Raw genomic sequence first — 21,982 nt, 5'->3', positions numbered from 1 at the left:
AGGCAGTTTAAGTCAGCCTTGTTGACATTCCAAGAGCGAAGCGATATCGAATCGCAGGTTTTGCGCAACTTTATGTCCACAACGGACCTACATGCGCAATTTTCGCAAACTACGGAGGCTGACATGGCTGGCTATGATGATCGTGATGGAAAAATCTGGATGGACGGCCAAATCGTCGACTGGCGCACGGCCAATGTCCATGTCCTGACTCATGCCATGCACTATGCCAGCTCGGTCTTTGAGGGTGAGCGCGCGTATAACGGCAAGATTTTTCTCAGCCGCAAACACTCTGAACGTCTGCACTTTTCTGCCAATGAACTAGACTTTCAAATCCCCTACACGGTGGACGAAATCGAAGCCGCCAAGCAGCAAGTGCTGACCGCGAACGGTCTGACGGATGCCTATGTGCGCCCGGTGGCGTGGCGTGGTGCTGGTGAAGACATGGGTGTCGCGTCTGCCCGCAACCCTGTTCATCTGGCCATCGCGGCGTGGGAATGGGGCAGCTATTATGGGGATGCCAAGTTCAAAGGCGCCAAGATCGACATCGCCAAATGGAAACGCCCGTCACCCGAGACAGCGCCTGTACATGCCAAGGCCGCCGGCCTTTACATGATCTGCACCACCTCCAAACACGCGGCAGAAGCCAAGGGCTGCTCCGACGCCCTGTTCATGGACTACCGCGGTTATGTCGCCGAATGCACCGGGGCCAACATCTTCTTCGTTAAGGATGGAGAGGTTCACACCCCCAAGGCGGATGTGTTCCTGAATGGCCTGACCCGCCAAACCGTCATCGGGATGCTGGAAGACCGGCAGATCAAAGTGCACGAGCGCGTCATCATGCCTGACGAACTTGAAGGGTTCGAACAGTGCTGGCTGACCGGTACGGCAGCTGAAGTGACGCCTGTTGGTCAGATTGCGGACTACAACTTTGAAGTTGGTGCCATCGCACGCGATATCGCGGAAGGGTACGAGACACTGGTGCGCAGCTAACTGAATGGATTTCGATGCATTTGCCGAGGCGTGGGAGGCCGCTTGGAACTCCCACGACCTGGATCGCATTCTGGCCCACTATTCGAGTGACATTATCTTTCGCTCGCACAAGGCAGTGCGACTGACCGGAAGTGGCGAGCTGCACGGCAAGGACGCGTTACGCGCCTATTGGGCCAAAGCATTGGCCGAACAACCCGACCTGTCCTTTGTGGTTGTCGATGTTCTGCACGGGCATGGCATGCTGGTGATTGCGTACCGCAATCACCGCGATGTGCTGGCGGCTGAAACATTGCGCTTTGGTCCGGATGGACTGGTGGTGGAGGCTTCGGCCTGTCATCGCCCCTAACCTTTGGGATCGGTCACCTGACGCGCTTTGCGTCGGTCCATTCCCAACTGCCGTTCGCGCCAGATGATCAGCACGCCGCCCAGAACGACCAGCGCTGCACCGGCCACCATGTTCAACGTCGGCACTTCGGCAAAGACGAAGTACCCGATGATTGCCGCAAAGATCAGCGATGCATAGTCGAACGGCGCAAGCATCGACGCCCCCCCGAACCGATAGCTGGAGGTGACAAGGATTTGCGCCACACCGCCGACAAGACCGGCCCCGATCAGCAGGGTTGCATCAAACGCCGACGGGATCACCCAGCCAAAGGGCAGGCTCAGCAAGCTGAGAATCGTCGCCGTGAGTGAAAAGTAAAACACGATTGCGGCGGTGTGCTCTGTCTTGACCAGCGTGCGGATGTGGATTTGCACCAGCGCGCGCAGGATCGAGGCCCCGAGAACCATCAACGCGCCAATCGTGCCTGCCGTGCCCAGCGTATCGGCGTCCACGCTCAACCGAGGCCAGATCACGATCATTACCCCGACAAGGCCAAGGGCGACCGCGCTGATCCGAAACAGGCGCACGGTTTCACCAAGCATAACTGCCGCCAAAATGACGGTGAACATCGGCGTGGCATACCCGATCGCTGTCACTTCGGGCAGGGGCAGCAAACCCAGACCTGCAAAGGTCAGCGCCATCGCAGTGGTGCCAAACAGTCCGCGCCATATGTGACCCATCAGGTTCACAGGCACCAGCGCCTGACGCAAATCACCCCGATGCCAGATCCAAATCATGATGATTGGCATGGCAAAGAAAGAACGAAAGAACACCGCCTGCCCGGCAGGCACAGACTGCGTTGCCTCTTTGATCATCGCGGCCATGACCATGAACAAAAACACCGCCGTCAGCTTGAGGCCGATGGCGGTGCCGGGTTTGTTTTGGGTCGTGGGTGCTTTCATGTTGCCGAACTCATGAAGGGTTCCGTGTCAGGTGGCAAGGTGTCAGTTGATCGCGGCAACACCCAATGGCACGTTGAACTTCAGGCACCAAATGTAGACTTCATTGAAATCGGCGGGGTCCACACCTGCAGGCACGGTAAAGGACTGCTTGCCGCTCAGGGATTTCAGCAGGCTCATGCCTGTGGCCTTGTCATACTTGCCATCTTTGCCGAACCCGACGCGCGGGTCGGGTGCGCCATCAAGGCTGAAGTCGGCGCCAAGGACAACAGTGTGGCTGCCATCGTCGTTCTTGATGACCTCGACGCCACCTGTTGTGATGTGATCTGATGCGCCTGTGAACGTACCGGATGCGACGGCACCCGCATCTGCGGCGTTTGAGAATGCGATGAAGCCCGCCAAAGCGATGGCGAAGACGGTTGAGAGAACTTTAAACATGTCGTTGATCCTTTGCGGAGTTCGTTTGGTTGTGATCCACACTTAGAATTTGGAACCGATCAGTTCAAAACACTTTAATGTGAATTATAGACTAAACAGTTCCGAATGCTATATGAGAGGGCAAAGCCCGTTTTGGAGACAGCATCATGGCACGCCCACGTTCCTTTGACACCGATCAAGCCATCGACAAAGCTATGCAGGTCTTTTGGACCCATGGGTACGAGGGCGCGTCCCTACCTGACTTGCTCGACGGCATGGGCCTGACCCGCGGAAGTCTTTACAAAGCGTTTACCGACAAGAAGACGCTGTTTCTGAAAGTGCTGGACCACTACGAAGGCCAAGCCGTGAAGGCCGGTGTCACCCTGTTGACAGATCCTGCGATTCCCAACGGGGCAGAACGTATTCAGACGATGTTTACCAATTCTTACCGCGCCGTCACACAGGGAGACCGGCGTGGCTGTTTGCTGTGCACCGCCGCTGCCGGCCCCAGCATGTATGACGACGAAATTGCCCAAGCCGTGTCCGCAGGGCTTGGAGCGATGCGCGATGGAATTGACGATGCACTCAAGGCCTCACCCAAACACAAGGACATGTCAGACGACGCGCGCGGCGCGCTCGCCGATATGCTGATCTCTCAGTATGTGGGGCTGCGCACCATGGCACGTGCGCGCATTGATGAGGCAACGCTTGAAAATGTGGTCCGTTCGGTTGGCGTTTTGTTGTCTTAACCGATCGCCCCGCGCACACCACCTGTCTGACCACGATCCAGCAGCAGGTGGTCAAGGACCACGCAAGCCATCATCGCCTCGCCCACGGGTACGGCGCGGATGCCCACGCAAGGGTCATGTCGCCCTTTGGTGATGATCTCGGCAGGTTCGCCCGCTTTGGTGATGGTCTTGCGGGTTTGCAGAATGGACGAGGTCGGTTTGACTGCAAATCGCACCACGATGTCCTGTCCGGTTGAGATACCGCCAAGGATGCCGCCAGCGTGGTTCGAGGGATACTCTGGCCCATCAGACCCCATCGTGATCTCGTCAGCGTTCAATTCACCCGTCAGCATGGCCGCCGACATACCTTCACCAATCTCGACGCCTTTGACGGCATTGATGGACATCATCGCGGCGGCCAGATCAGTGTCGAGTTTGCCGTAGATCGGTGCGCCCAGACCTGCAGGCACGTTGCGGGCGACGACTTCGATCACGGCGCCTACGGACGATCCCGATTTGCGCAACCCATCCAGATACTCGGCCCATGTCTCGGCCGCCTTTGCATCCGGCACCCAGAACGGGTTCTGATCGATCTGGTCCCAATCAAAGTTCGCACGATCAATCTCGTGTGCCCCCATGCGGGTCATGTAACCCTTGATTTCGACCTTGGGTGCGAGATGGGAAAGGGCTGCGCGGGCCACGCCGCTGGCCGCCACGCGCGACGCGGTTTCCCGCGCCGAAGACCGCCCGCCACCGCGATAGTCGCGGATCCCGTATTTCTGCCAATAGGAGATATCGGCATGACCGGGCCGAAACTTTTCGACGATATCGCCATAGTCCTTGGAACGTTGGTCGGTGTTCTCGATCATCAACTGGATTGGTGTGCCAGTTGTCTTGCCCTCAAACACCCCGGACAGGATTTTCACCGCATCGGGTTCACGCCGTTGTGTCGTGTATTTGTTTTGGCCGGGTTTGCGTTTGTCTAGCCATGTTTGAATCATGTCCTCGTCGATCGTCACGCCGGGAGGGCACCCATCCACGGTCGCGCCCAGCGCAGGCCCATGGCTTTCGCCCCATGTGGTCACGCGAAAAAGATGTCCAAATGTGTTGAACGACATGAAGTGTACTCCGAAAACCGACCACGCGGGACATACGCTGCGGACTGTCCGTTGCCAAGTCCGTTGGGGAATCGTGGCTTGGGTGCTGATCCTTACCCTTACGGGTCCAACAAACGGGTCAAGCGCTATGACGGGTCGTACCGCGATCACTACCATAAGAGACCGTGGCTGAGTGTCGCTCCTCGGGTGCTTGCCGTTTCGTGGGCACCCTCCTATACCTCTTTTTACCTCGGGGTGCTGGCGACAGCTGAGATGCAATGATGCGAACCCGTTGAACCTGAACCGGTTAACACCGGCGGAGGGAAGGTTTGGATCATCCCAACACCTATTTCCCGCCGTCTTTCTTTATTGGAGGATGCGATGAAGTATCTGATGACGACTGCCGCGGCGCTGTGTGCGAGCGTGGCTTGGGCCGAGACGCCCGTTCTGACTGTGTATGCGGGGGATTACTTTACCTCCGAATGGGGTCCGGGCCCCAAGATCGAAGCGGGTTTCGAAGAAATCTGCGAGTGCGATCTGGAGTTTTCCACGGGCGATCTGATGCCGCGCCTTTTGCTTGAGGGCGCGCGGACCAAGGCCGATGTGGTCATTGGTCTGACCACCGACGTCACCGCCAAGGCACGCGCCACTGAATTGTTTGCCCCGCACGGGCAAGACAACAGCGCCCTGACCCTGCCGATCGAATGGGATGACGAGGTTTTCCTGCCTTTCAACTATGGCCACACCGCATTCATTTATGACGAAACCCGCATCGATACGCCTCCGGCCAGCTTCGAAGACCTGCTGGCCATGGACGACGACATCAAGATCGTCATTCAGGACCCACGCACATCTATCTCTGGCCTTGCGCTCGTGTTGTGGGTGCAAGCGGTCTACGGAGACAAGGCTGCGGACGCCTGGGCAAAGTTGTCGCCCAAGATCCTGACGGTGACCAAGGATTGGTCGGCCAGCTACGGTCTGTTCACCGATGGTGAGGCGGATATGGTTCTGAGCTATACCACTTCACCCGCCTATCACATGTTCGCTGAAGAGGATTTCACCAAAAAAGCTGCGATCTTCCCTGAGGGTCACTATTTCATGGCCGAAACCGTGGGCAAAGTCGCTGCCACGGACCAACCTGAACTGGCCGATGCCTTCATGGCCTACGTGATGAGCACAGATTTCCAGACGTTGATCCCGACAGCCAACTGGTCGCTGCCTTCGGCGTTGCCAGAGGATCAGTGGCCCAAAGGTTGGGCGCAATTGCCCCTGCCGGAAAAGGTGCTGTTCTATTCGGAAACTGAAGCGGCAGAGGTGCAGGCACAGGCCATCGAGACATGGCGCGCCACTCTCAGCCAATAAAAACTTCGACGCTCACGGGGCCAGTCGCGGCGGGATCGGTATTCTTTCTGATCATCGCGGCGCTGGCCGCCGTGGCGTCAAAGGCCCAATGGCCCGTGACATTCGGTGTCGCGGATTGGGCAGCGCTGCGTTTTACAGTCTGGCAGTCATTTCTGTCGGCCTTGGTCAGCGTAGTGTTTGCCATTCCCGTGGCACGCGCTCTGGCCCGACGCCGTTTTGTCGGGCGGGGGCTTTTGGTCACCTTGCTGGGTGCACCGTTTATCTTGCCGGTGATTGTGGCCGTGATGGGCCTGCTCGTTGTGTTTGGCAGGTCCGGATGGGTCAGCCAGGGGCTGGGGCTGTTCGGATTGCCGCCCCTGTCCATCTATGGGCTGAACGGCGTCGTACTGGCCCATGTGTTTTTCAATCTGCCCTTGGCCACGCGCCTGATCCTGCAAGGTTGGCAGGCGATCCCATCGGAGCAGTTTCGCCTTGCCGGGCAGTTGGGTTTGCCCCCTGTGGTCGTTTTTCGCACGCTGGAGTGGCCCGTTTTGCGGCAGGTTGTGCCGGGGGCCTTTGCCCTGATCTTTGTCATCTGCCTGACCAGCTTTGCTGTGGCGTTGACGTTGGGAGGCGGGCCGCGTGCCACGACGATCGAGTTGGCCATCTATCAGGCCTTCCGCTTTGAGTTCGATCTGGGCCGCGCCGCGATGCTGAGCCTTTTACAACTGGTTGTGGCCGGGTCAGCGGCGGTGGCGGCGTTGTGGATGCTGCCACCTATCGCGGTGCAAATGGGCCGCGACCGCCCGGTGCGGCGTTGGGATGCGCGCGGAGCGGGGCTGCGCGCTTTGGACGCGATGTGGATCGGTCTGGCGGCGACGTTTTTACTGGTGCCGCTGGGGGCGATCGCGACCTCCGGGCTCGCCGGATTGGGCCAGATGCCGTCGCAGATCTGGTCTGCGGCCTGGACGTCCGCGTGGGTCGCGGCACTCAGCACCATGGTGCTTGTTGCGCTGGCCTTGCCTATCTCGATGTGGCTGGCACAAACGCGCCGGGGCGGGGCGGAGGCGTTGACGCTTGTCAGCCTTGCCGCCTCTCCGCTGATGATTGGGACGGGGTGGTTCATGCTGATCAATCCATTTGCCGCGCCAACACAGTTTGCGCTGATCGTAACGGCACTGGTCAATGCGATGATGTCCCTGCCCTTTGCAGTGCGTATCCTGATGCCTGCGATGCGACAGGTGATCGCGGAATACGGACGGCTGAGCGCGGGCTTGGGTCTCTCTGGTTTGGCCTTGTGGCGCATTGTCGTGCTGCCGCGTGTTCGCGCCCCACTGGGTTTTGCCGCTGGCTTGGCGGCCGCCCTGTCGGTCGGGGATCTGGGCGTTGTGGCCTTGTTTGCGGACGGGGATCGCGCAACGCTGCCATTGCAGATGTACCGGTTGATGGGCAGCTACCGGACAGACGCGGCGGCTGGAGCAGCCCTGTTGCTGCTGACACTGGCGCTGGGGATGTTCTGGGCGTGCGATGCGTGGGGGCGACGACATGCTGAAAGTTGAAGGATTAAAGATCAGTTTGGGCGGCTTTGCATTGCAGGCCAGTTTCGAAGTGGATGCAGGTCAGCGAGTCGCTGTGATTGGGCCGTCGGGCGCGGGAAAATCGACCCTACTTGGGGCGATTGGAGGGTATATCCCGTCTGAGGGTCGCATCAACGTGGGCGGGAAAGATGTAAGCAACGCCGCCCCTGACCAGCGCGGCATCGCGATGCTGTTTCAGGACGGGAACCTGTTTCCGCACCTGACGCTGGCACAGAATGTCGGGCTGGGCTTGCGCCCGTCCTTGCGGTTGACCAATGGCGAACGGGCAAGCGTTTCCGAGGCCCTTGGTCAGGTTGGATTGGCTGCGTTTGAAGCCCGCAAACCGGGCGACGTCTCTGGTGGGCAGCAAAGCCGAGCGGCCCTTGCCCGCGTGCTGGTACAAGGCAAGCCGCTGTTGTTGCTTGATGAACCCTTTGCCGCCCTTGGCCCGGCCCTGCGGGGGGAAATGCTGGATCTGACAAGCAAGGTGGCACGCGATACCGGTGCGACCGTTTTGATGATCACCCACGCGCCCGAAGACGCGGAACGGGCGGCAGATCAGGTGATCTTTGTGGACGAGGGGCAGATTGAACCGCCCCAGCCGGTGTCCGAGGTCATGTCAAACCCGCCCCCTGCTTTGCGCGCCTATCTAGGCCGCTGAGCGCAAAGCCTTGCGTGTGTCGAGGATGCCAAGTGCGGCTTGCGCGGCCTCGCGTCCCTTGGTCACAAAGTGGTCTGCATAGATCGTCTTGTGATGGTCAGTTTCCTGAAACTGGTGCGGTGTCAGAGACACTGACAGAACCGGTACGCCGGTTTTCAAGCCAACCTGCATAAGACCATCCACCACAGCGGAGGCGACAAAGTCATGCCGGTAGATTCCGCCGTCCACTACGAGGGCGGCACAGATAACGGCGTCATACCGCCCCGACTCGGCAAGGGTCTGAGCCATGAGTGGCATCTCAAAAGCGCCGGGAACGTCATAAGCATCGACCTGAGACGGTAGGATCAATTCGGTAAAACCCTGATAGGCACAGTCGACGATATCGGCGTGCCAGCGGGCTTTGACGAAGGCGAAGCGGGTGTGTGTCATTACAATCTCCTTTAGGTTCAGACACTTCACACCCAAGGCGATTGCGCACAACGACGCGCACCCATGTGGGTGCGGCAACTGCACGTTCTCTTTCATCCGGACTATGACCGTCGGCTCAGGCCTCTCACCTGATCTGCTGGACCCTCGCCCAAGGCGAGGCGCTCGCGGGCTGGCAGATCACCAGTTGATTTGGGCCTGCATACCGCCGGTGGGGAATTTCGCCCCGCCCTGAGAACAGCATCAGGTTGCCAAGTTGCACGTCCCAAGGCAAGAGGGACGCGACGTAGGACGGACCAGAACCATGCATCCAAACCCCGTGTTTCATGACCAGACAGCGCAGGACAACATTGCCTTTGCGCGCGAGCGTGCCTTTGGCATTTTGGCTATAAATCATGATGCTGGCCCAGTGATGGCGCATGTGCCGTTCCTGATTGATGAGGATGCGAGCCATTTGCATCTGCATCTTGTCCGCTCGAATCCGATTGCCCGCGCGTTGAAGACCCCGCTTCCTGCGCGGATCGCCGTCAGTGGGCCGGATGGATATGTCTCGCCCGACTGGTATGAGGTGACCGATCAGGTGCCTACGTGGAATTATGTCGCCGTGCATCTGACCGGCACTCTGGAACTGCGCCCACACGAAGAAATGCGGGACCTTCTGGATCGCCAATCCAAACATTTTGAAGACCAGTTGACGCCCAAGGCCCCTTGGAAAACTGACAAGATGACACCTGAGGTGCTGGACAAGATGATGCGGCAGATCGTGCCCTGCCGGATGAAGATCGAAAAGGTGGATGGCACGTGGAAGCTGAACCAAAACAAACCCGATGATGTCCGGCTGCGCGCGGCGGATTACATGGATGCTTATGGGATGGGCAACGAGACGCGCGCGCTGGCAGCTCTCATGCGTGGGGCCAAATAGGGCCCGTTGGACAGGGCCTGATGCTCTGCTACGGTCCGCCCAACCGGAAAGGGACCCTTATGAAACTGTATCACTCGCCCGCCTCGCCGTTTGTGCGCAAAGTTGTTGTTTTGCTTCATGAATTGGGCAAGATCGATGATGTCGAACTGGCCACGGTCACCACCACGGCGCTTGCGTCGGATGCAAACCTGATGGCTGCGAATCCACTCGCGCGCCTGCCCGCACTGGAGCGACCCGAGGGCGTGACTCTATATGACAGTCGGGTGATAACAGCCTTTCTGGACGATCTTTATCAGGGCGGGATGTACCCCGAGGACGGTCGCCGTTGGGAAACGCTGACGTTGGAAGCCACTGGCGACGGGATCATGGATAGCGCCGTGTCCATGGTTTACGAAATCCGACTGCGGGATCCCGAGCAAGTGTCCGAGCCTTGGATCGAGGCGCAGTGGGGCAAAGTGGCGCATGGCCTTGATGCGCTCAACACCCGCTGGATGAGCCACTTGTCCGGACCAGTCGGCGCCGGGCATATCTCGGTCGCTTGCGCGCTTGGATACCTCGACTTTCGCCACGAGGCCCGGGACTGGCGGCAAGGACGCGCGATGCTTGCAGCTTGGTATGAGGGATTTTCGGCGCGTCCTTCGATGGTCGCCACAATTCCCTGAACGGCCCAATTTGCGCAACGTTCGCAGCCCCAAAACTCGCCAAGCAATCGAATCACGGGTTAACGCCATAAAAACAGGGGAATCAGGTGTGCACTGGTCGTGCACAGGACGTACACACCCTGTGCACCGGTAGTACACCCACCCCGGGATTAATGCAGCGCGCGGTCCTTGAGTCTTAACAAAGGGTTAAACCCTTTGCCCTGCGACCACGTGCGGCAGATTGCACGCTGGACGTGGCTCGCCGACGGCGCTAGATAGCTCGACAACATTGGTGACGCTTCGCGCGTGGCCGGATATGTCATTGGCCCCTCGGGGTCGCTTGGAAACTGGAGAAAACCCCCGTGTCCCACGCAGAACAAGAACACGACGGCGAACGCCGCGATTTTCTGTACTACGCCACAGGTGGCGCAGGCGCAGTTGTTGCCGGTGCCGCAATCTGGCCGCTGGTCAATCAGATGAACCCGTCGGCTGACGTTTTGGCCCTGTCATCTATCCGGGTAGACGTCAGCACCGTGGAACCGGGCACGCAGTTGACCGTCAAATGGCTGGGCAAACCTGTCTTTATCCGTCGTCGCACGGAAGAAGAGATTGCCGCGGCACGCGAAGTTGAATTGTCCGACCTGCCGGATCAGGCCTCGGAAAACGCAAACGCCCCATTGGGTGCGGATGCTTCTGACGAAAACCGGTCGCTCGATGAAGCCGGCGAATGGCTGGTTATGATCGGTGTCTGTACGCACCTTGGCTGCGTGCCTCTGGGCGATGCGGGCGACTTTGGCGGCTGGTTCTGCCCCTGCCATGGTTCACACTACGACACTTCGGGCCGTATTCGTCGCGGCCCTGCACCGAGCAACCTGCCGGTGCCTGTCGCCGAATTCGTGGACGAAACCACGATCAAACTGGGTTAAGGGAGAGCTATACCATGGGTGGAATTCCTCACGACCATTATGAACCAAAGGCAGCATGGGAAAAGGGGCTGGCAAAGCGTCTTCCTATCGTAGGCCTTTTGTACGACACATTGATGATCCCCACGCCCAAGAACCTGAACTGGATGTGGATCTGGGGCATCGTTCTGACATTCTGTCTGGCGCTGCAAATCATCACCGGCATCGTGCTGGTCATGCATTATACGCCGCATGTGGACTACGCGTTCTCGTCTGTTGAGCACATCATGCGTAACGTGAATGGGGGCGCGATGCTGCGCTATATTCACATGAACGGCGCGTCGCTGTTCTTTGTCGCCGTTTATGCGCACATCTTCCGCGGCCTCTACTACGGCTCTTACAAGGCGCCCCGCGAAATCACGTGGGTGATCGGCATGCTGATCTACCTTTTGATGATGGGCACTGCCTTTATGGGTTACGTTCTCCCATGGGGGCAGATGTCTTTCTGGGGTGCGACAGTGATCACCGGCCTTTTTGGCGCGATCCCGTTCATCGGTGAATCGCTGCAAGCCTGGTTGCTTGGCGGGCCAGCCGTGGACAATGCCACGCTGAACCGCTTCTTCAGCCTGCACTATCTGCTGCCCTTCGTGATTGCCGGTCTGGTAATCGTACACATCTGGGCCTTCCACACTACGGGCAACAACAACCCGACAGGTGTTGAGGTTCGCCGTGGCAGCAAGGAAGAAGCAGAGAAAGACACACTGCCTTTCTGGCCCTATTTCGTGATCAAAGACTTGTTCGCTCTGGCCGTGATCCTTGTGGTGTTCTTTGCGATTGTTGGCTTTATGCCCAACTTCCTTGGTCACCCGGACAACTACATCGAAGCCAACGCGCTTGCGACACCTGCACACATCGTTCCGGAATGGTACTTCCTGCCCTTCTACGCGATCCTGCGTGCCTTCACCGACGAAGTTTGGGTCGTGCAACTGGCTGGGTTCCTGACCGGTGGCATCGTAGACGCCAAGTTCTTTGGTGTGATGGCGATGTTCGGTGCGATCGTGGTTCTGGCCTTGTCTCCATGGCTCGACACGTCGTCGGTCCGTTCGGCACGCTATCGCCCGATGCTCAAGTGGTGGTTCTGGTTGCTGGTCGTGGACTTCTTTGTCCTGATGTGGGTGGGAGCCATGCCTGCTGAGGAGCCTTACAATACGATCTCGTTGATCGCCTCGGCTTACTGGTTTGCCTACTTCCTCGTCATCCTGCCATTGCTTGGCGTGATCGAGAAACCGGATGCGCAACCCGCGACCATCGAAGAAGACTTTGCCGCACATTATGGTGGCGACGATGCGGGCGCTGCCCCATCGGCGCAGCCAGCGGAATAAGGAGAGACTGCAAATGTTCAAGAAACTTGCAGCAAGTGTGGTGGCAGCGGTCATGCTGTCCACCAGCGCATTCGCAGCTGGCGGATCGTCAGGTCACGTTGAGAATGTTGATTTCTCATTTGACGGTCCGTTCGGGTCCTATGATCAGAACCAGTTGCAGCGCGGATTGCAGATCTACACAGAGATCTGTGCCGCCTGTCATGGTCTGAAATTCGTGCCTCTGCGCACGCTGGGCGATGAGGGCGGCCCCGCTCTGCCAGAGGATCAGGTTCGTGCATACGCGGAATTCTACGAGGTGTTTGACGCTGAGTTGGACGACTTTCGGACGGCCACGCCAAGTGACCACTTTCCGGCGTCTGCTCTGGAAAATGCACCTGACCTGAGCCTGATGGCCAAAGCGCGCGCGGGCTTTCACGGCCCCTACGGTCTGGGCATCAACCAGTTGATGAACGGTATTGGTGGCCCTGAGTACATCACCGCCCTTTTGACCGGGTATACCGGTGAAGAGAAGGAAGAGGCAGGCTCTGTCCTGTACGAAAATACCATCTTCCCCGGTGGCTGGATTGCCATGGCACCTCCTCTTTATGGGGATGACGTCGAATTTGCAGACGGTCACGCCACAGACCTGCATCACTTGTCTGAGGATGTCTCTGCATTCCTGATGTGGACAGCTGAGCCGAAACTGGTGGCTCGCAAGCAAGCTGGATTTGTTGGCGTGTTGTTCCTGACAGTTCTGTCAGTGTTGCTCTACCTCACAAACAAGCGCATTTGGGCGCCTGTGAAGTCGCGCTACAAAAAGTAACGCCAACGCCCTTTGAAATTTGAGAGAGCCCTGCTAGTTGGCGGGGCTTTTTCTTTTGTGGGGTGCGTACGCTTCGTGCGCCTTGGTTAGGCGACGAGTTGTGTGTCTGTCCGCGCCGTTATCGTCACGTCGACAATCGCGCCTTCAGCCTGAGGCGTCTCGAATATGACTTCGCAGAATTGCTCTGTCCGGCCCATGGTCGCGCTTTCCATCAACACGCGGTGCGTTTTGCCAACCTGTTTTGACAGGTGTTCGGTGACTTGTGCCTGCCCGGCCGCACGCAGGCGCGCGGCGCGTTCTTTGATCAGAGTGCCATTCACTTGTGGCATACGCGCTGCGGGCGTGCCGGGGCGAGGCGAATAGGGGAAGACGTGCAGCCATGTCAGGTCGCACTCCGACACAAGGGCCAGCGCATTTTCAAAATGCGCCTCAGTCTCGGTCGGGAACCCTGCGATGATATCCGCCCCAAAGGTCATATCTGGGCGCAGTTTGCGTGCCTCTTGCGCGAACTGGATGGCATCGTCGCGCAGGTGCCGCCGCTTCATCCGTTTGAGGATCAGATCATCCCCATGCTGGAGACTGAGGTGCAGGTGCGGCATCAGCCGTTCCTCGGTCGCGATGGCCTGCATCAGCGCCTCATCCACTTCGATCGAGTCGATCGAGCTGATCCGGAGGCGCGGCAGGTCCGGCACCAGTTTCAGAATGCGCTGCACCAGATCACCCAAGCGGGGCGTTGATGGCAGATCAGCCCCCCAGGACGTCAGGTCGACGCCCGTCAGCACCACCTCGTTGAACCCACGATCCACGAGGCGTTTGATCTGGTCCACAACGACACCGGCAGGGACGGACCGCGAATTGCCCCGCCCGAACGGGATGATGCAAAAGGTGCAGCGGTGATCGCACCCGTTCTGGACCTGTACATAGGCCCGGGAGCGCGTCCCGAACCCGTCGATGAGGTGTCCGGCAGTTTCGGTGACCGACATAATATCATCGACCTGAACTGCTTCAGTTCCGAAATCCCCTGACAGCGCCGCCCACGTGTTCGCCTGCATTTTTTCGGTGTTGCCGATGACAGCGTCGACTTCGTCCATTGCTGCGAATGTGTCGGGCTCTGTCTGCGCGGCGCAGCCCGTTACGATCAGCTTGGCGTCCGGGTTGGTGCGGCGCAACTTGCGGATGTCCTGACGCGCCTTTCGCACCGCCTCTGCCGTCACGGCGCATGTGTTGACTATGACCGCATCGCGCAAGCCGGCTTGTTCTGCCAGCTCTTCCATCGCTTTGGTTTCGTAGGCGTTGAGACGGCAGCCGTGGTTGGAAAAGACAGGCGCGCTCATAGCCCGTCCAGAAAACTTTGGGTCAACACCCCGTCGAAGACGTGTGCGGTTGGTCCCGACATCCAAACGCCATCGTCGCGCCAGTCGATGTTGAGAGTGCCGCCATCCAGATCGATGCGCACTGTGCGCCCTGTCAGCCCCTTGCGCGCTGCTGCGACGGCCACAGCGCAGGACGACGAGCCAGAGGCCAATGTGATCCCGGTGCCGCGTTCCCACACCCGCATACGGATGTGATCCGGCCCGATGATCTGTGCAAACTGTACGTTGGTGCGTTCTGGAAACAGCGGGTGATGTTCGATCTGAGGCCCCCGCGTTGCCAGATCTATTGCACTGACATCTTCTACGAAGAAGGTGCAATGCGGGTTGCCCATGCCTGTGGCGACAGGGGAGCCTTCGATCGGCAAGGCCAGCGTGTCCACATCGGAGGCAAGCGGAATATCCTGCCAGTCCAGCATCGGCGCGCCCATATTGACTGCCGTCACCTTGTCCGCGTCGCGTACCGCCTGCAAGGACCCGCGCCCGGTGATGGTGATGTTGAGGCGATCAGCGCCGCTTTGCGCCATTTCGCGAGCTGCGATGCAACGAGTCGCATTGCCACAAGCTGCAGAGTGCGACCCGTCCGCGTTATAAAAGGTGATCGTCAGATCGTCGCCCTCGGTGATCAGCGCAAGCTGATCAAACCCCACACCGCGATGCCTGTCAGCCAGCGCACGGACCAGCGGCGCGTCCAGCGACACAGGTTGCGCGCGCGCGTCCACAACGACAAAGTCGTTGCCCAGCCCATGCATCTTCATGAAGGGCCATTGAGAGGAGAGTGGATCATGCATTGCGCGCATATAACGCCGCGCATTTGGGGAATCCAGTATGTCGCAGAAAATGAGCACAGAATCGGCTTGACCCGACTGCCCACCCTTTCTAGATAGGCCGCCTAGTGGGGCCGTTAGCTCAGTTGGTAGAGCAGCTGACTTTTAATCAGCGGGTCGCAGGTTCGAACCCTGCACGGCTCACCACTTTTCCCATGCAAACGTTTTGTCCGTCTTTGGGAGTGAGCGACAGAACTCTCCCTCGCTTGCATCATCTAAAAACGATGAAACCCACCTCAGTTCTTGCATTTATGGAACAGATGACCGACAATTTTTGCGCACGTTAAAATATCTGGCCATGCCACGGTGTTTTTGCGAGCCAGAGCAGAGGCAGGGGAGGCCGATCTGTGCAGGAACACAAGAAACGCATCGACACGATGGAGGAACTGGCCGTCGCTATAGGTGTCTCTCGGCCCACCCTGTCACGTTTTTTTCAGGACCCCGAACGCGTCAGCAAGACATCGCGCGCGCGTATCGCCGAAGGTCTGGAACGCGTCGAATATGTTCCGAATTTTTTTGCCACGCGTCTCAATCGCAAGACGACCGGGATGATCGGCGTTATCATTCCCTACCTGAACGATCTGTTTTTTACCAAACTTCTGGAGTCCATTGAACGTGCCGCAATGGACGCGGGTTTCACTGTTATCACACAGTGTTCCCATTCCGACCCGCTGATCGAGGCCCGTGCGGCCGAAACGTTTATGTCGATGAGTGTTGATGGGGCCCTTGTTGCCCCTTTGGGCAACCACAGTGATATGAAGGTTCACGACCGGCTGCGCGCCCGCATGCCTTTCATGCTGTTTGATTCGCGTCCTAAGAACATGCCGGATGTGGATTTTGTAGGCACCAACCACGATCAGAGCACTGGCTTGGCCACGGAATACCTGTGCCGCGTGGGTGCGCCGCCTGTGTTTCTTGCCATGCCGCGCGTGAACTTTAACGCGATGGAGCGCGAGAATGCCTATATCGCCAAGATGAATGAGTTGGGCTTTGAGCCACACATCATCGGAACCGAGATGATTCAGGACATTGGGTTGTTTGAGGCCCACGGCCAGGCCGTTCTGGACCGCGAGTTTGCGGCGGGTCGGTTGATTGAGTCCTCAATTCTGTGCGTGAACGACCGTGTCGCCATTGGCGCCCTGCGTGCCGCCGCGTCCCATGGTTTGGAACCGGGTGGCAAGCGTGTGGGCGGGTTGCGCATCATGGGGCACGACGACTATCCCTTGTGCCCCTACACCGTCCCAAGCCTGACCACGGTCGCCCAGAATGTTGATGAGATTGGACGCACAGCCGTGTCCCGCCTTGTCGGTGCTATCCATGCACAGCAAATGCCGGAAGGGCAGTTTGTAAAACTGCTCGATGGGGACATAAAGGTGCGCGAATCCGCGTGATCAACCGGGCGGTTGGCGCTTCCGTTATCCCCCGAGGATTCCCGGCAAGTTCAGCCTCTGATCGCGCGCGCAATCCAGAGCATCCTGATACCCGGCATCGGCGTGCCGCATCACGCCTGTCGCCGGATCGTTCCACAGCACATTGGCGATCCGCCTGTCTGCGTCTTCTGTCCCATCACAGCAGATCACCATGCCAGAGTGCTGGGAAAAGCCCATACCAACCCCGCCCCCGTGGTGCAGCGACACCCAAGTCGCCCCGCTTGCGACGTTCAACATCGCGTTCAGCAGCGGCCAGTCAGAAACCGCGTCAGAGCCGTCTTTCATCGCCTCGGTTTCGCGGTTGGGAGAGGCGACAGACCCTGAATCAAGGTGGTCCCGTCCAATCACGATCGGAGCGGAGAGTTCGCCGGTCCTCACCATCTCATTGAACGCCAGCCCCAGTTTGTGCCGCACACCCAGACCCACCCAGCAGATACGCGCGGGTAGCCCCTGAAACGCGATCCGTTCCCGTGCCATGTCGAGCCAGTTGTGCAGGTGCGGATCGTCTACCAGCTCTTTCACCTTGGCGTCGGTTTTGTAGATATCTTCAGGATCGCCCGACAGTGCACACCACCGGAAAGGTCCAATCCCGCGGCAAAACAGCGGGCGGATGTATGCGGGCACGAAGCCGGGGAAAGCGAATGCATTTTCCAGCCCTTCTTCTTGCGCGACTTGCCGGATGTTGTTGCCGTAATCCAGCGTCGGCACGCCTGCGTTCCAGAAATCCACCATCGCAGCGACTTGTACCTTCATGGACGCACGCGCGGCCTTTTCGACCTCTTTGGGTGCGGTCTCTTGTTTGGCGCGCCACTCTGCAACGCTCCAACCCTGTGGCAGGTAGCCGTGGATGGGATCATGCGCCGAGGTCTGGTCCGTGACCATGTCTGGTCTGACACCGCGCCTGACCAGTTCGGGAAAGACGTCGGCCGCGTTGCCGATGAGGGCGACCGATTTGGCTTGGCCTGCTTGGGTCCATTCCTCAATCATCGCCAGAGCGGTGTCGAGATCATGCGTCTTTTCATCGACATACCGGGTTCGCAGTCGGAAATCGGCCCGTGTTTCATCGCATTCCACCGCCAGACAGCATGCCCCGGCCATCACGGCAGCAAGTGGTTGCGCCCCGCCCATGCCGCCCAGCCCGCCGGTCAGGATCCACCGGCCTGTTAGGTTGCCGTCGTAGTGCTGCCGCCCCGCCTCCATGAAGGTCTCATAAGTGCCCTGCACGATCCCTTGCGTCCCGATATAGATCCACGATCCAGCAGTCATTTGCCCGTACATCGCGAGGCCCCGCTTATCGAGTTCGTTGAAGTGTTCCCAAGTGGCCCAGTGCGGGACGAGGTTGGAATTGGCGATCAAAACGCGGGGGGCGTCTTTGTGTGTGTTGAACACGCCCACGGGTTTGCCCGATTGCACCAGCAGGGTTTGGGTGTCCTCGAGGTCTTTGAGCGCGGCGACGATCCGATCGAAATCCTCCCACGTCCGCGCGGCCCGGCCGATACCCCCATAGACCACCAGTTCGTGCGGGTTCTCGGCCACGTCCGGGTGCAGGTTGTTCATCAGCATGCGCATAGGCGCTTCGGTCAGCCAACTTTTGGCGGTGATGTCCGGGCCGGTGGGGGCAAAGACGTCGCGGATGTTGTGGCGGGGGGACGTCATGAGGAGGCTCCTAGAGTTGGGGCAAGCGCAGTCAGGCTTGCCAGAATGTGGGTCAGGTGGTGGCGCAGGCCTGCGGCCTTGGTCGCGTCATAGGTCCACGGGGCAGCTTCGTTTTGCAGATACTTGGATTGGGCCAGTTCCATCTGGATCGCGTGGACGCCCTTTGCTGGTTGGCCGTAATGCCGTGTGGTCCACCCACCTTTGAAGCGCCCGTTCAGGACAGATGAATACCCGGGCGCAGTCTTGCAAATGCCCTGAACAACCTCCGTGATCTGCGGTGCACAGGTTTTCCCTTGGTCCGTGCCAATGTTGAAATCGGGCAGTGTGTCATCGAAGAGGAAGGGAATATGTGAGCGAATAGAGTGGCAGTCATACAGGATTGCGATGCCATGTTTGGCCTGAACTCGGGTCAGTTCGGACCGCAGTGCTGCGTGATATGGAGCGTGGTAGTTTGCCCGTCGGGTTTCAATGTCAGCATCGGTGGGCGGGTTGGTCCAGATCGGCTCCCCATCAAAGTCGGTCAGCGGCACCAGCGTCGTGGTATTCTGTCCGGGGTAGAGGTTCGCTCCTGTCGGATCACGGTTGGCATCAATGACGTAGCGGTGAAAGTTCGCCCGCACCACACCCAACCCCGGCAACAGATCGGCGTAGAGTTGATCAATGTGCCAATCCGTATCCGGGAGCGCCTGCCCATTGCTGTTCAGGTTGGCCATGGTTTCTGGCGGCACATACGTGCCCGCATGGGGGATGCCGAGGACAAGTGGGCCGTCTCCCTGAATGACGGTGACGGGCGTCATGCGTCGTGTCCTTTGACGAAAGCTGGCAAGGTTACTGCATCACACAGCGCACCGGTGGCAACAAAACGCGCGGCGGCTTCGATGTCGGGGGCCATGTACCTGTCATTGCCAATCGCTGGCACATCGCGGCGCAGCACGTCGATGGCCTGCTGCAAGGGTTTGCTGGTCTGCAAGGGCGCACGAAAGGCAATACCTTGTGCGCCGCAGATCGCTTCGACCCCCAAAATCACGTTGAGGTTGGCGTTCATCCGCTCCAGACGACGCGCGGCATGGGCGGCCATGCTCACGTGGTCTTCCTGATTGGCGGAGGTTGGCGTGCTGTCGGTCGTGCAGGGGTTGGCCAGATGCTTGTTTTCGCTCATCAGCGCAGCCGTTGTGACTTCGGCAATCATCAGACCGGAATTCAGACCCGGATCCAGAGTGAGGAACGGGGGCAAGTCAAAGGACAGTGTCGGATCCACCATCAGGGCGACGCGGCGCTGTGCGATGGCCCCGATTTCAGAAATTGCGATGGCGATCTGGTCAGCGGCAAAGCCCACCGGTTCAGCGTGAAAATTACCCCCGGACACAATCAGATCATCGTCCACCAGCACCAGCGGATTGTCGGTGACCGCGTTGGCCTCAACCTCCAAAGTACGCCCGGCAAAGTGCAACAGGTCCATAGTGGCACCGATCACTTGCGGTTGGCAGCGGATGCAATAAGGGTCCTGCACTCGGGTGTCCCCGTCACGGTGACTGTCCCGGATTTCCGAGCCTTGCATGAGGTCACGCTGCGCGCGCGCCACGGCAATCTGCCCCGCATGGCCGCGCAAGGTATGGATCGCATCCTGTAAGGGAGCAGTGGACCCCATGATCGCGTCCGTCGAAAGTGCACAGGTGACAACGGAGGTCGCAGCATTTTGCCAAGCCCCCCAAAGGCCGACAAGCGCGCAGGCAGTCGAAAACTGTGTGCCATTGATCAGGGCGAGCCCTTCCTTGGCCCCAAGCGTGACAGGGGACAGCCCTGCCTGCTTGAGCGCCCGGTCAGCAGGCATGCGTTGGCCTTCGAAAGTTGACTCACCCTCGCCCATCATGGCGGCGGCCATATGCGCCAATGGGGCCAGGTCTCCCGACGCCCCAACTGACCCTTGGGATGGGATAATCGGCAGGACATCTTTGGCGAGCATCCTTTCGATCTGCGAGATGATGCCCATGCTTACACCCGAGGCTCCGCGCCCGAGGGACAGCAGTTTCAAGGCCATCATCAGTCGCGTAGTAGCAGAATCCAGCGGATCGCCCACGCCACAGCAGTGGGACAGGATCAGGTTGCGCTGCAAACGGGCGACGTCCGCAGGCGCAATCTTGACGCTTGCGAGTTTGCCAAAGCCTGTGTTGATCCCATAAACGGCCTGATCGCCGGCGGCGGCCAGTTCCACTGCTTTGGTAGCGGCTTTGATCCCTTCGTGGGATGACGGATCAAGGGCCACGGGGCCCTGCTCTGACCTGATGATGTTTAATTGCGCAAGCGTGGTCTCTCCCGGTATCAGGATCATAGCTGCCCCCTGAAAATTCGCGTATGCAGCGGGTTGAACCCGATGCGGTAGGCCAGTTCTGCCGGATGCTGCACGTCCCAAACACACAGATCGGCCTGCGCTCCGGGCGCGATCCTGCCTCGGTCGGTCAGGCCCAGCGCGGTGGCCGCATGTGCCGTGACGCCCAACAGCGCCTCGAGCGGGGTTAGCCGAAACAGGGTGCAACCCATGTTCATCGCCAGCAACAGCGATGCCAGAGGGGAAGAGCCGGGGTTGCAGTCCGTCGCCAGTGCCATGGGCACGCGGTGGGTGCGAAAGGCCTCGATTGGCGGGGATTGAGTTTCTCGCAAAGTGTAGAATGCGCCCGGCAGCAGAACTGCGACAGTACCTGCCTTGGCCATGAATTTAGCATCAGCTTCAGTCGTGTACTCAACATGGTCCGCGCTTAACGCCCCGTAGCGCGCCGCCAATTGCGCCCCACCCATATGCGACAGTTGTTCCGCATGCAGTTTGACCGGCAGGCCCAATTCTCCGGCGACGTCAAAGACTCGTTTGATCTGTTCAGTGTCAAAGGCGATGCCTTCGCAAAATCCATCCACTGCATCCACCAACCCTTCGGCATGGGCGGCGCGTAGCGTTGGGATGCACACAGTATCGATATACGCATCCGGATCGCCGATGAATTCTGGCGGGACCGCATGCGCGCCCAGGAAGCTGGTGCGAATGTCCACGGGGCGCTTGGCACTGATCTGGCGTGCAACCCGCAGCATTTTCAACTCAGTGTCCTGATCAAGGCCGTATCCGGACTTCACCTCGATCACCGTGACGCCTTCGGCAATCAACGCATCAACACGTGTCAGCGCATCGGCGAGGAGAGTTTCAGGGTCAGCCGCGCGCGTGGCCTTGACGGTAGAGACAATCCCGCCACCTGCTTTGGCCACCTCAGCATAGCTGGCTCCGTTCAGTCGCTGTTCGAACTCTGCGGCCCGATTGCCGCCAAACACGACGTGGGTATGGCAGTCGATCAATGCCGGCGTCACAAGCCGACCGTCCAAATTCCGTACTGGGAGAGAGGCGTAGGTATCGGGGAGGTCCCGTTCCGCTCCGACCCACGAAATGCGGTCACCGTCCAACACGACGGCGCCCGCTTCGATCAGGCCGAACGTGTCGTCGGTACGCAATGTGGTAATGGTGGCGTTGGTCAAAAGCACTGGGGCGACTCAC

Annotated in this window: 22 protein-coding genes, 1 tRNA gene and 2 riboswitches; of the genes, 13 read left to right on the top strand and 10 right to left on the bottom strand. The window is 59.2% G+C overall.

Annotation, left to right across the window (positions count from 1 at the left end; translation table 11 throughout):
- Positions 1-123: 123 nt before the first annotated feature.
- Both ABJD00_RS16245 and ABJD00_RS16240 read left to right on the top strand, forming a co-directional pair.
- Entirely contained in the window at positions 124-990 is an 867-nt protein-coding gene (locus tag ABJD00_RS16245; protein WP_413832548.1) for a branched-chain amino acid aminotransferase, read from the top strand.
- A gap of 4 nt (positions 991-994) precedes the next feature.
- The gene (locus ABJD00_RS16240; protein WP_413832546.1) at positions 995-1,336 is read left to right on the top strand and encodes a nuclear transport factor 2 family protein; all 342 of its coding nucleotides are present in this window, start codon (positions 995-997) and stop codon (positions 1,334-1,336) included.
- Here the strand turns inward: ABJD00_RS16240 and ABJD00_RS16235 are convergent.
- Together ABJD00_RS16235 and ABJD00_RS16230 are read right to left on the bottom strand one after the other, a co-directional pair.
- The gene (locus tag ABJD00_RS16235; RefSeq protein WP_413832544.1) at positions 1,333-2,274 is read right to left on the bottom strand and encodes a DMT family transporter; all 942 of its coding nucleotides are present in this window, start codon (positions 2,272-2,274) and stop codon (positions 1,333-1,335) included. The two genes, ABJD00_RS16240 and ABJD00_RS16235, sit on opposite strands and share 4 nt — an antisense overlap.
- Positions 2,275-2,316: 42 nt before the next feature.
- On the bottom strand, positions 2,317-2,709 hold the full coding sequence (locus ABJD00_RS16230; protein WP_413832542.1) for a DM13 domain-containing protein: 393 nt from the start codon (positions 2,707-2,709) through the stop codon (positions 2,317-2,319).
- 146 nt (positions 2,710-2,855) lie between these two features.
- Between ABJD00_RS16230 and ABJD00_RS16225 the strand changes: the two genes are divergently transcribed.
- On the top strand, positions 2,856-3,437 hold the full coding sequence (locus tag ABJD00_RS16225) for a TetR/AcrR family transcriptional regulator (RefSeq protein ID WP_413832540.1): 582 nt from the start codon (positions 2,856-2,858) through the stop codon (positions 3,435-3,437).
- On the opposite strand, the gene aroC is transcribed toward ABJD00_RS16225, so the two are convergent.
- Positions 3,434-4,534 carry a chorismate synthase gene (aroC, locus tag ABJD00_RS16220; RefSeq protein ID WP_413832538.1) on the bottom strand — a complete coding sequence of 367 codons (1,101 nt, stop codon included), beginning with the start codon at positions 4,532-4,534 and terminating at the stop codon, positions 3,434-3,436. The two genes, ABJD00_RS16225 and aroC, sit on opposite strands and share 4 nt — an antisense overlap.
- 220 nt (positions 4,535-4,754) lie before the next feature.
- Positions 4,755-4,855, top strand: a riboswitch (TPP riboswitch).
- 39 nt (positions 4,856-4,894) lie between these two features.
- Here aroC and ABJD00_RS16215 point away from each other — a divergent pair.
- Genes ABJD00_RS16215 through ABJD00_RS16205 form a run of 3 tightly spaced genes read left to right on the top strand, consistent with a single transcriptional unit; the run spans position 4,895 to position 8,092 of the window.
- A complete protein-coding gene (locus ABJD00_RS16215; RefSeq protein WP_413832536.1) occupies positions 4,895-5,875 on the top strand; it encodes a thiamine ABC transporter substrate binding subunit in 981 nt (326 codons plus the stop codon).
- On the top strand, positions 5,851-7,413 hold the full coding sequence (locus tag ABJD00_RS16210; RefSeq protein WP_413832534.1) for a thiamine/thiamine pyrophosphate ABC transporter permease ThiP: 1,563 nt from the start codon (positions 5,851-5,853) through the stop codon (positions 7,411-7,413). The genes ABJD00_RS16215 and ABJD00_RS16210 overlap by 25 nt, the downstream gene beginning before the upstream one ends.
- Entirely contained in the window at positions 7,400-8,092 is a 693-nt protein-coding gene (locus ABJD00_RS16205; RefSeq protein WP_413832532.1) for an ATP-binding cassette domain-containing protein, read from the top strand. The genes ABJD00_RS16210 and ABJD00_RS16205 overlap by 14 nt, the downstream gene beginning before the upstream one ends.
- Here ABJD00_RS16205 and ABJD00_RS16200 read toward each other — a convergent pair.
- On the bottom strand, positions 8,081-8,521 hold the full coding sequence (locus ABJD00_RS16200) for a 6,7-dimethyl-8-ribityllumazine synthase (protein ID WP_413832530.1): 441 nt from the start codon (positions 8,519-8,521) through the stop codon (positions 8,081-8,083). The two genes, ABJD00_RS16205 and ABJD00_RS16200, sit on opposite strands and share 12 nt — an antisense overlap.
- Before the next feature lie 80 nt (positions 8,522-8,601).
- Positions 8,602-8,761: riboswitch (FMN riboswitch) on the bottom strand.
- 61 nt (positions 8,762-8,822) lie between these two features.
- Between ABJD00_RS16200 and ABJD00_RS16195 the strand changes: the two genes are divergently transcribed.
- From ABJD00_RS16195 to ABJD00_RS16175, 5 genes are all read left to right on the top strand, one after another.
- Entirely contained in the window at positions 8,823-9,440 is a 618-nt protein-coding gene (locus ABJD00_RS16195) for an FMN-binding negative transcriptional regulator (protein WP_413832528.1), read from the top strand.
- Between the two features lie 59 nt (positions 9,441-9,499).
- On the top strand, positions 9,500-10,102 hold the full coding sequence (locus tag ABJD00_RS16190) for a glutathione S-transferase (RefSeq protein ID WP_413832526.1): 603 nt from the start codon (positions 9,500-9,502) through the stop codon (positions 10,100-10,102).
- Positions 10,103-10,443: 341 nt separating this feature from the next.
- Positions 10,444-11,007 carry a ubiquinol-cytochrome c reductase iron-sulfur subunit gene (gene petA, locus ABJD00_RS16185; protein ID WP_413832524.1) on the top strand — a complete coding sequence of 188 codons (564 nt, stop codon included), beginning with the start codon at positions 10,444-10,446 and terminating at the stop codon, positions 11,005-11,007.
- Between the two features lie 14 nt (positions 11,008-11,021).
- Positions 11,022-12,365 (top strand): cytochrome b, encoded by a 1,344-nt coding sequence (petB, locus tag ABJD00_RS16180; RefSeq protein WP_413832522.1) that lies wholly within the window; start codon positions 11,022-11,024, stop codon positions 12,363-12,365.
- A 13-nt stretch (positions 12,366-12,378) separates the two neighbouring features.
- Positions 12,379-13,167: a cytochrome c1 gene (locus ABJD00_RS16175; protein ID WP_413832520.1), complete on the top strand. Its 789-nt coding sequence runs from the start codon at positions 12,379-12,381 to the stop codon at positions 13,165-13,167.
- An 86-nt stretch (positions 13,168-13,253) separates the two neighbouring features.
- Here the strand turns inward: ABJD00_RS16175 and mtaB are convergent, their stop codons facing one another.
- Both mtaB and dapF read right to left on the bottom strand, forming a co-directional pair.
- Positions 13,254-14,501, bottom strand: a complete 1,248-nt coding sequence (gene mtaB / locus ABJD00_RS16170) for a tRNA (N(6)-L-threonylcarbamoyladenosine(37)-C(2))-methylthiotransferase MtaB (protein WP_413832518.1) — start codon at positions 14,499-14,501, stop codon at positions 13,254-13,256.
- Complete coding sequence (gene dapF, locus ABJD00_RS16165; protein ID WP_413832515.1) at positions 14,498-15,337, bottom strand: diaminopimelate epimerase; 840 nt, start codon at positions 15,335-15,337, stop codon at positions 14,498-14,500. Before dapF ends, mtaB begins: the two co-directional genes overlap by 4 nt.
- Before the next feature lie 98 nt (positions 15,338-15,435).
- On the opposite strand from dapF, the gene ABJD00_RS16160 reads away from it, so the two are divergent.
- Both ABJD00_RS16160 and ABJD00_RS16155 read left to right on the top strand, forming a co-directional pair.
- Positions 15,436-15,511, top strand: a tRNA-Lys gene (locus tag ABJD00_RS16160).
- A 200-nt stretch (positions 15,512-15,711) separates the two neighbouring features.
- Positions 15,712-16,755, top strand: coding sequence for a LacI family DNA-binding transcriptional regulator (locus ABJD00_RS16155; RefSeq protein WP_413832513.1), 1,044 nt, complete (start codon positions 15,712-15,714; stop codon positions 16,753-16,755).
- Between the two features lie 24 nt (positions 16,756-16,779).
- Here ABJD00_RS16155 and hutU read toward each other — a convergent pair whose 3' ends face one another.
- From hutU to hutI, 4 genes are read right to left on the bottom strand one after another with little or no spacing between them, the layout of a single operon-like run.
- Positions 16,780-18,450 (bottom strand): urocanate hydratase, encoded by a 1,671-nt coding sequence (hutU, locus tag ABJD00_RS16150; RefSeq protein WP_413832511.1) that lies wholly within the window; start codon positions 18,448-18,450, stop codon positions 16,780-16,782.
- A complete protein-coding gene (gene hutG, locus ABJD00_RS16145) occupies positions 18,447-19,247 on the bottom strand; it encodes an N-formylglutamate deformylase (RefSeq protein ID WP_413832509.1) in 801 nt (266 codons plus the stop codon). The genes hutU and hutG overlap by 4 nt, the downstream gene beginning before the upstream one ends.
- Positions 19,244-20,779 (bottom strand): histidine ammonia-lyase, encoded by a 1,536-nt coding sequence (hutH, locus tag ABJD00_RS16140; RefSeq protein ID WP_413832507.1) that lies wholly within the window; start codon positions 20,777-20,779, stop codon positions 19,244-19,246. Before hutH ends, hutG begins: the two co-directional genes overlap by 4 nt.
- Positions 20,776-21,969, bottom strand: a complete 1,194-nt coding sequence (gene hutI, locus ABJD00_RS16135; RefSeq protein ID WP_413832505.1) for an imidazolonepropionase — start codon at positions 21,967-21,969, stop codon at positions 20,776-20,778. Before hutI ends, hutH begins: the two co-directional genes overlap by 4 nt.
- Between the last annotated feature and the right edge of the window lie 13 nt (positions 21,970-21,982).

Origin of the sequence: Tateyamaria sp., assembly GCF_039945315.1 — a bacterium.
Lineage (GTDB): Bacteria > Pseudomonadota > Alphaproteobacteria > Rhodobacterales > Rhodobacteraceae > Tateyamaria.
This window is presented reverse-complemented; position numbering and strand designations above follow the sequence as displayed.

Coding starts and splice junctions, on each gene's coding strand:
- ABJD00_RS16200 (WP_413832530.1), bottom strand. CDS start 8,521: ATGACACACACCCGCTTCGCCTTCGTCAAAGCCCGCTGGCACGCCGAT.
- dapF (WP_413832515.1), bottom strand. CDS start 15,337: ATGCGCGCAATGCATGATCCACTCTCCTCTCAATGGCCCTTCATGAAG.
- ABJD00_RS16230 (WP_413832542.1), bottom strand. CDS start 2,709: ATGTTTAAAGTTCTCTCAACCGTCTTCGCCATCGCTTTGGCGGGCTTC.
- ABJD00_RS16225 (WP_413832540.1), top strand. CDS start 2,856: ATGGCACGCCCACGTTCCTTTGACACCGATCAAGCCATCGACAAAGCT.
- ABJD00_RS16175 (WP_413832520.1), top strand. CDS start 12,379: ATGTTCAAGAAACTTGCAGCAAGTGTGGTGGCAGCGGTCATGCTGTCC.
- ABJD00_RS16210 (WP_413832534.1), top strand. CDS start 5,851: ATGGCGCGCCACTCTCAGCCAATAAAAACTTCGACGCTCACGGGGCCA.
- hutH (WP_413832507.1), bottom strand. CDS start 20,779: ATGATCCTGATACCGGGAGAGACCACGCTTGCGCAATTAAACATCATC.
- hutG (WP_413832509.1), bottom strand. CDS start 19,247: ATGACGCCCGTCACCGTCATTCAGGGAGACGGCCCACTTGTCCTCGGC.
- ABJD00_RS16245 (WP_413832548.1), top strand. CDS start 124: ATGGCTGGCTATGATGATCGTGATGGAAAAATCTGGATGGACGGCCAA.
- ABJD00_RS16195 (WP_413832528.1), top strand. CDS start 8,823: ATGCATCCAAACCCCGTGTTTCATGACCAGACAGCGCAGGACAACATT.
- ABJD00_RS16215 (WP_413832536.1), top strand. CDS start 4,895: ATGAAGTATCTGATGACGACTGCCGCGGCGCTGTGTGCGAGCGTGGCT.
- ABJD00_RS16235 (WP_413832544.1), bottom strand. CDS start 2,274: ATGAAAGCACCCACGACCCAAAACAAACCCGGCACCGCCATCGGCCTC.
- hutU (WP_413832511.1), bottom strand. CDS start 18,450: ATGACGTCCCCCCGCCACAACATCCGCGACGTCTTTGCCCCCACCGGC.
- ABJD00_RS16190 (WP_413832526.1), top strand. CDS start 9,500: ATGAAACTGTATCACTCGCCCGCCTCGCCGTTTGTGCGCAAAGTTGTT.
- aroC (WP_413832538.1), bottom strand. CDS start 4,534: ATGTCGTTCAACACATTTGGACATCTTTTTCGCGTGACCACATGGGGC.
- ABJD00_RS16205 (WP_413832532.1), top strand. CDS start 7,400: ATGCTGAAAGTTGAAGGATTAAAGATCAGTTTGGGCGGCTTTGCATTG.
- ABJD00_RS16240 (WP_413832546.1), top strand. CDS start 995: ATGGATTTCGATGCATTTGCCGAGGCGTGGGAGGCCGCTTGGAACTCC.
- mtaB (WP_413832518.1), bottom strand. CDS start 14,501: ATGAGCGCGCCTGTCTTTTCCAACCACGGCTGCCGTCTCAACGCCTAC.
- petB (WP_413832522.1), top strand. CDS start 11,022: ATGGGTGGAATTCCTCACGACCATTATGAACCAAAGGCAGCATGGGAA.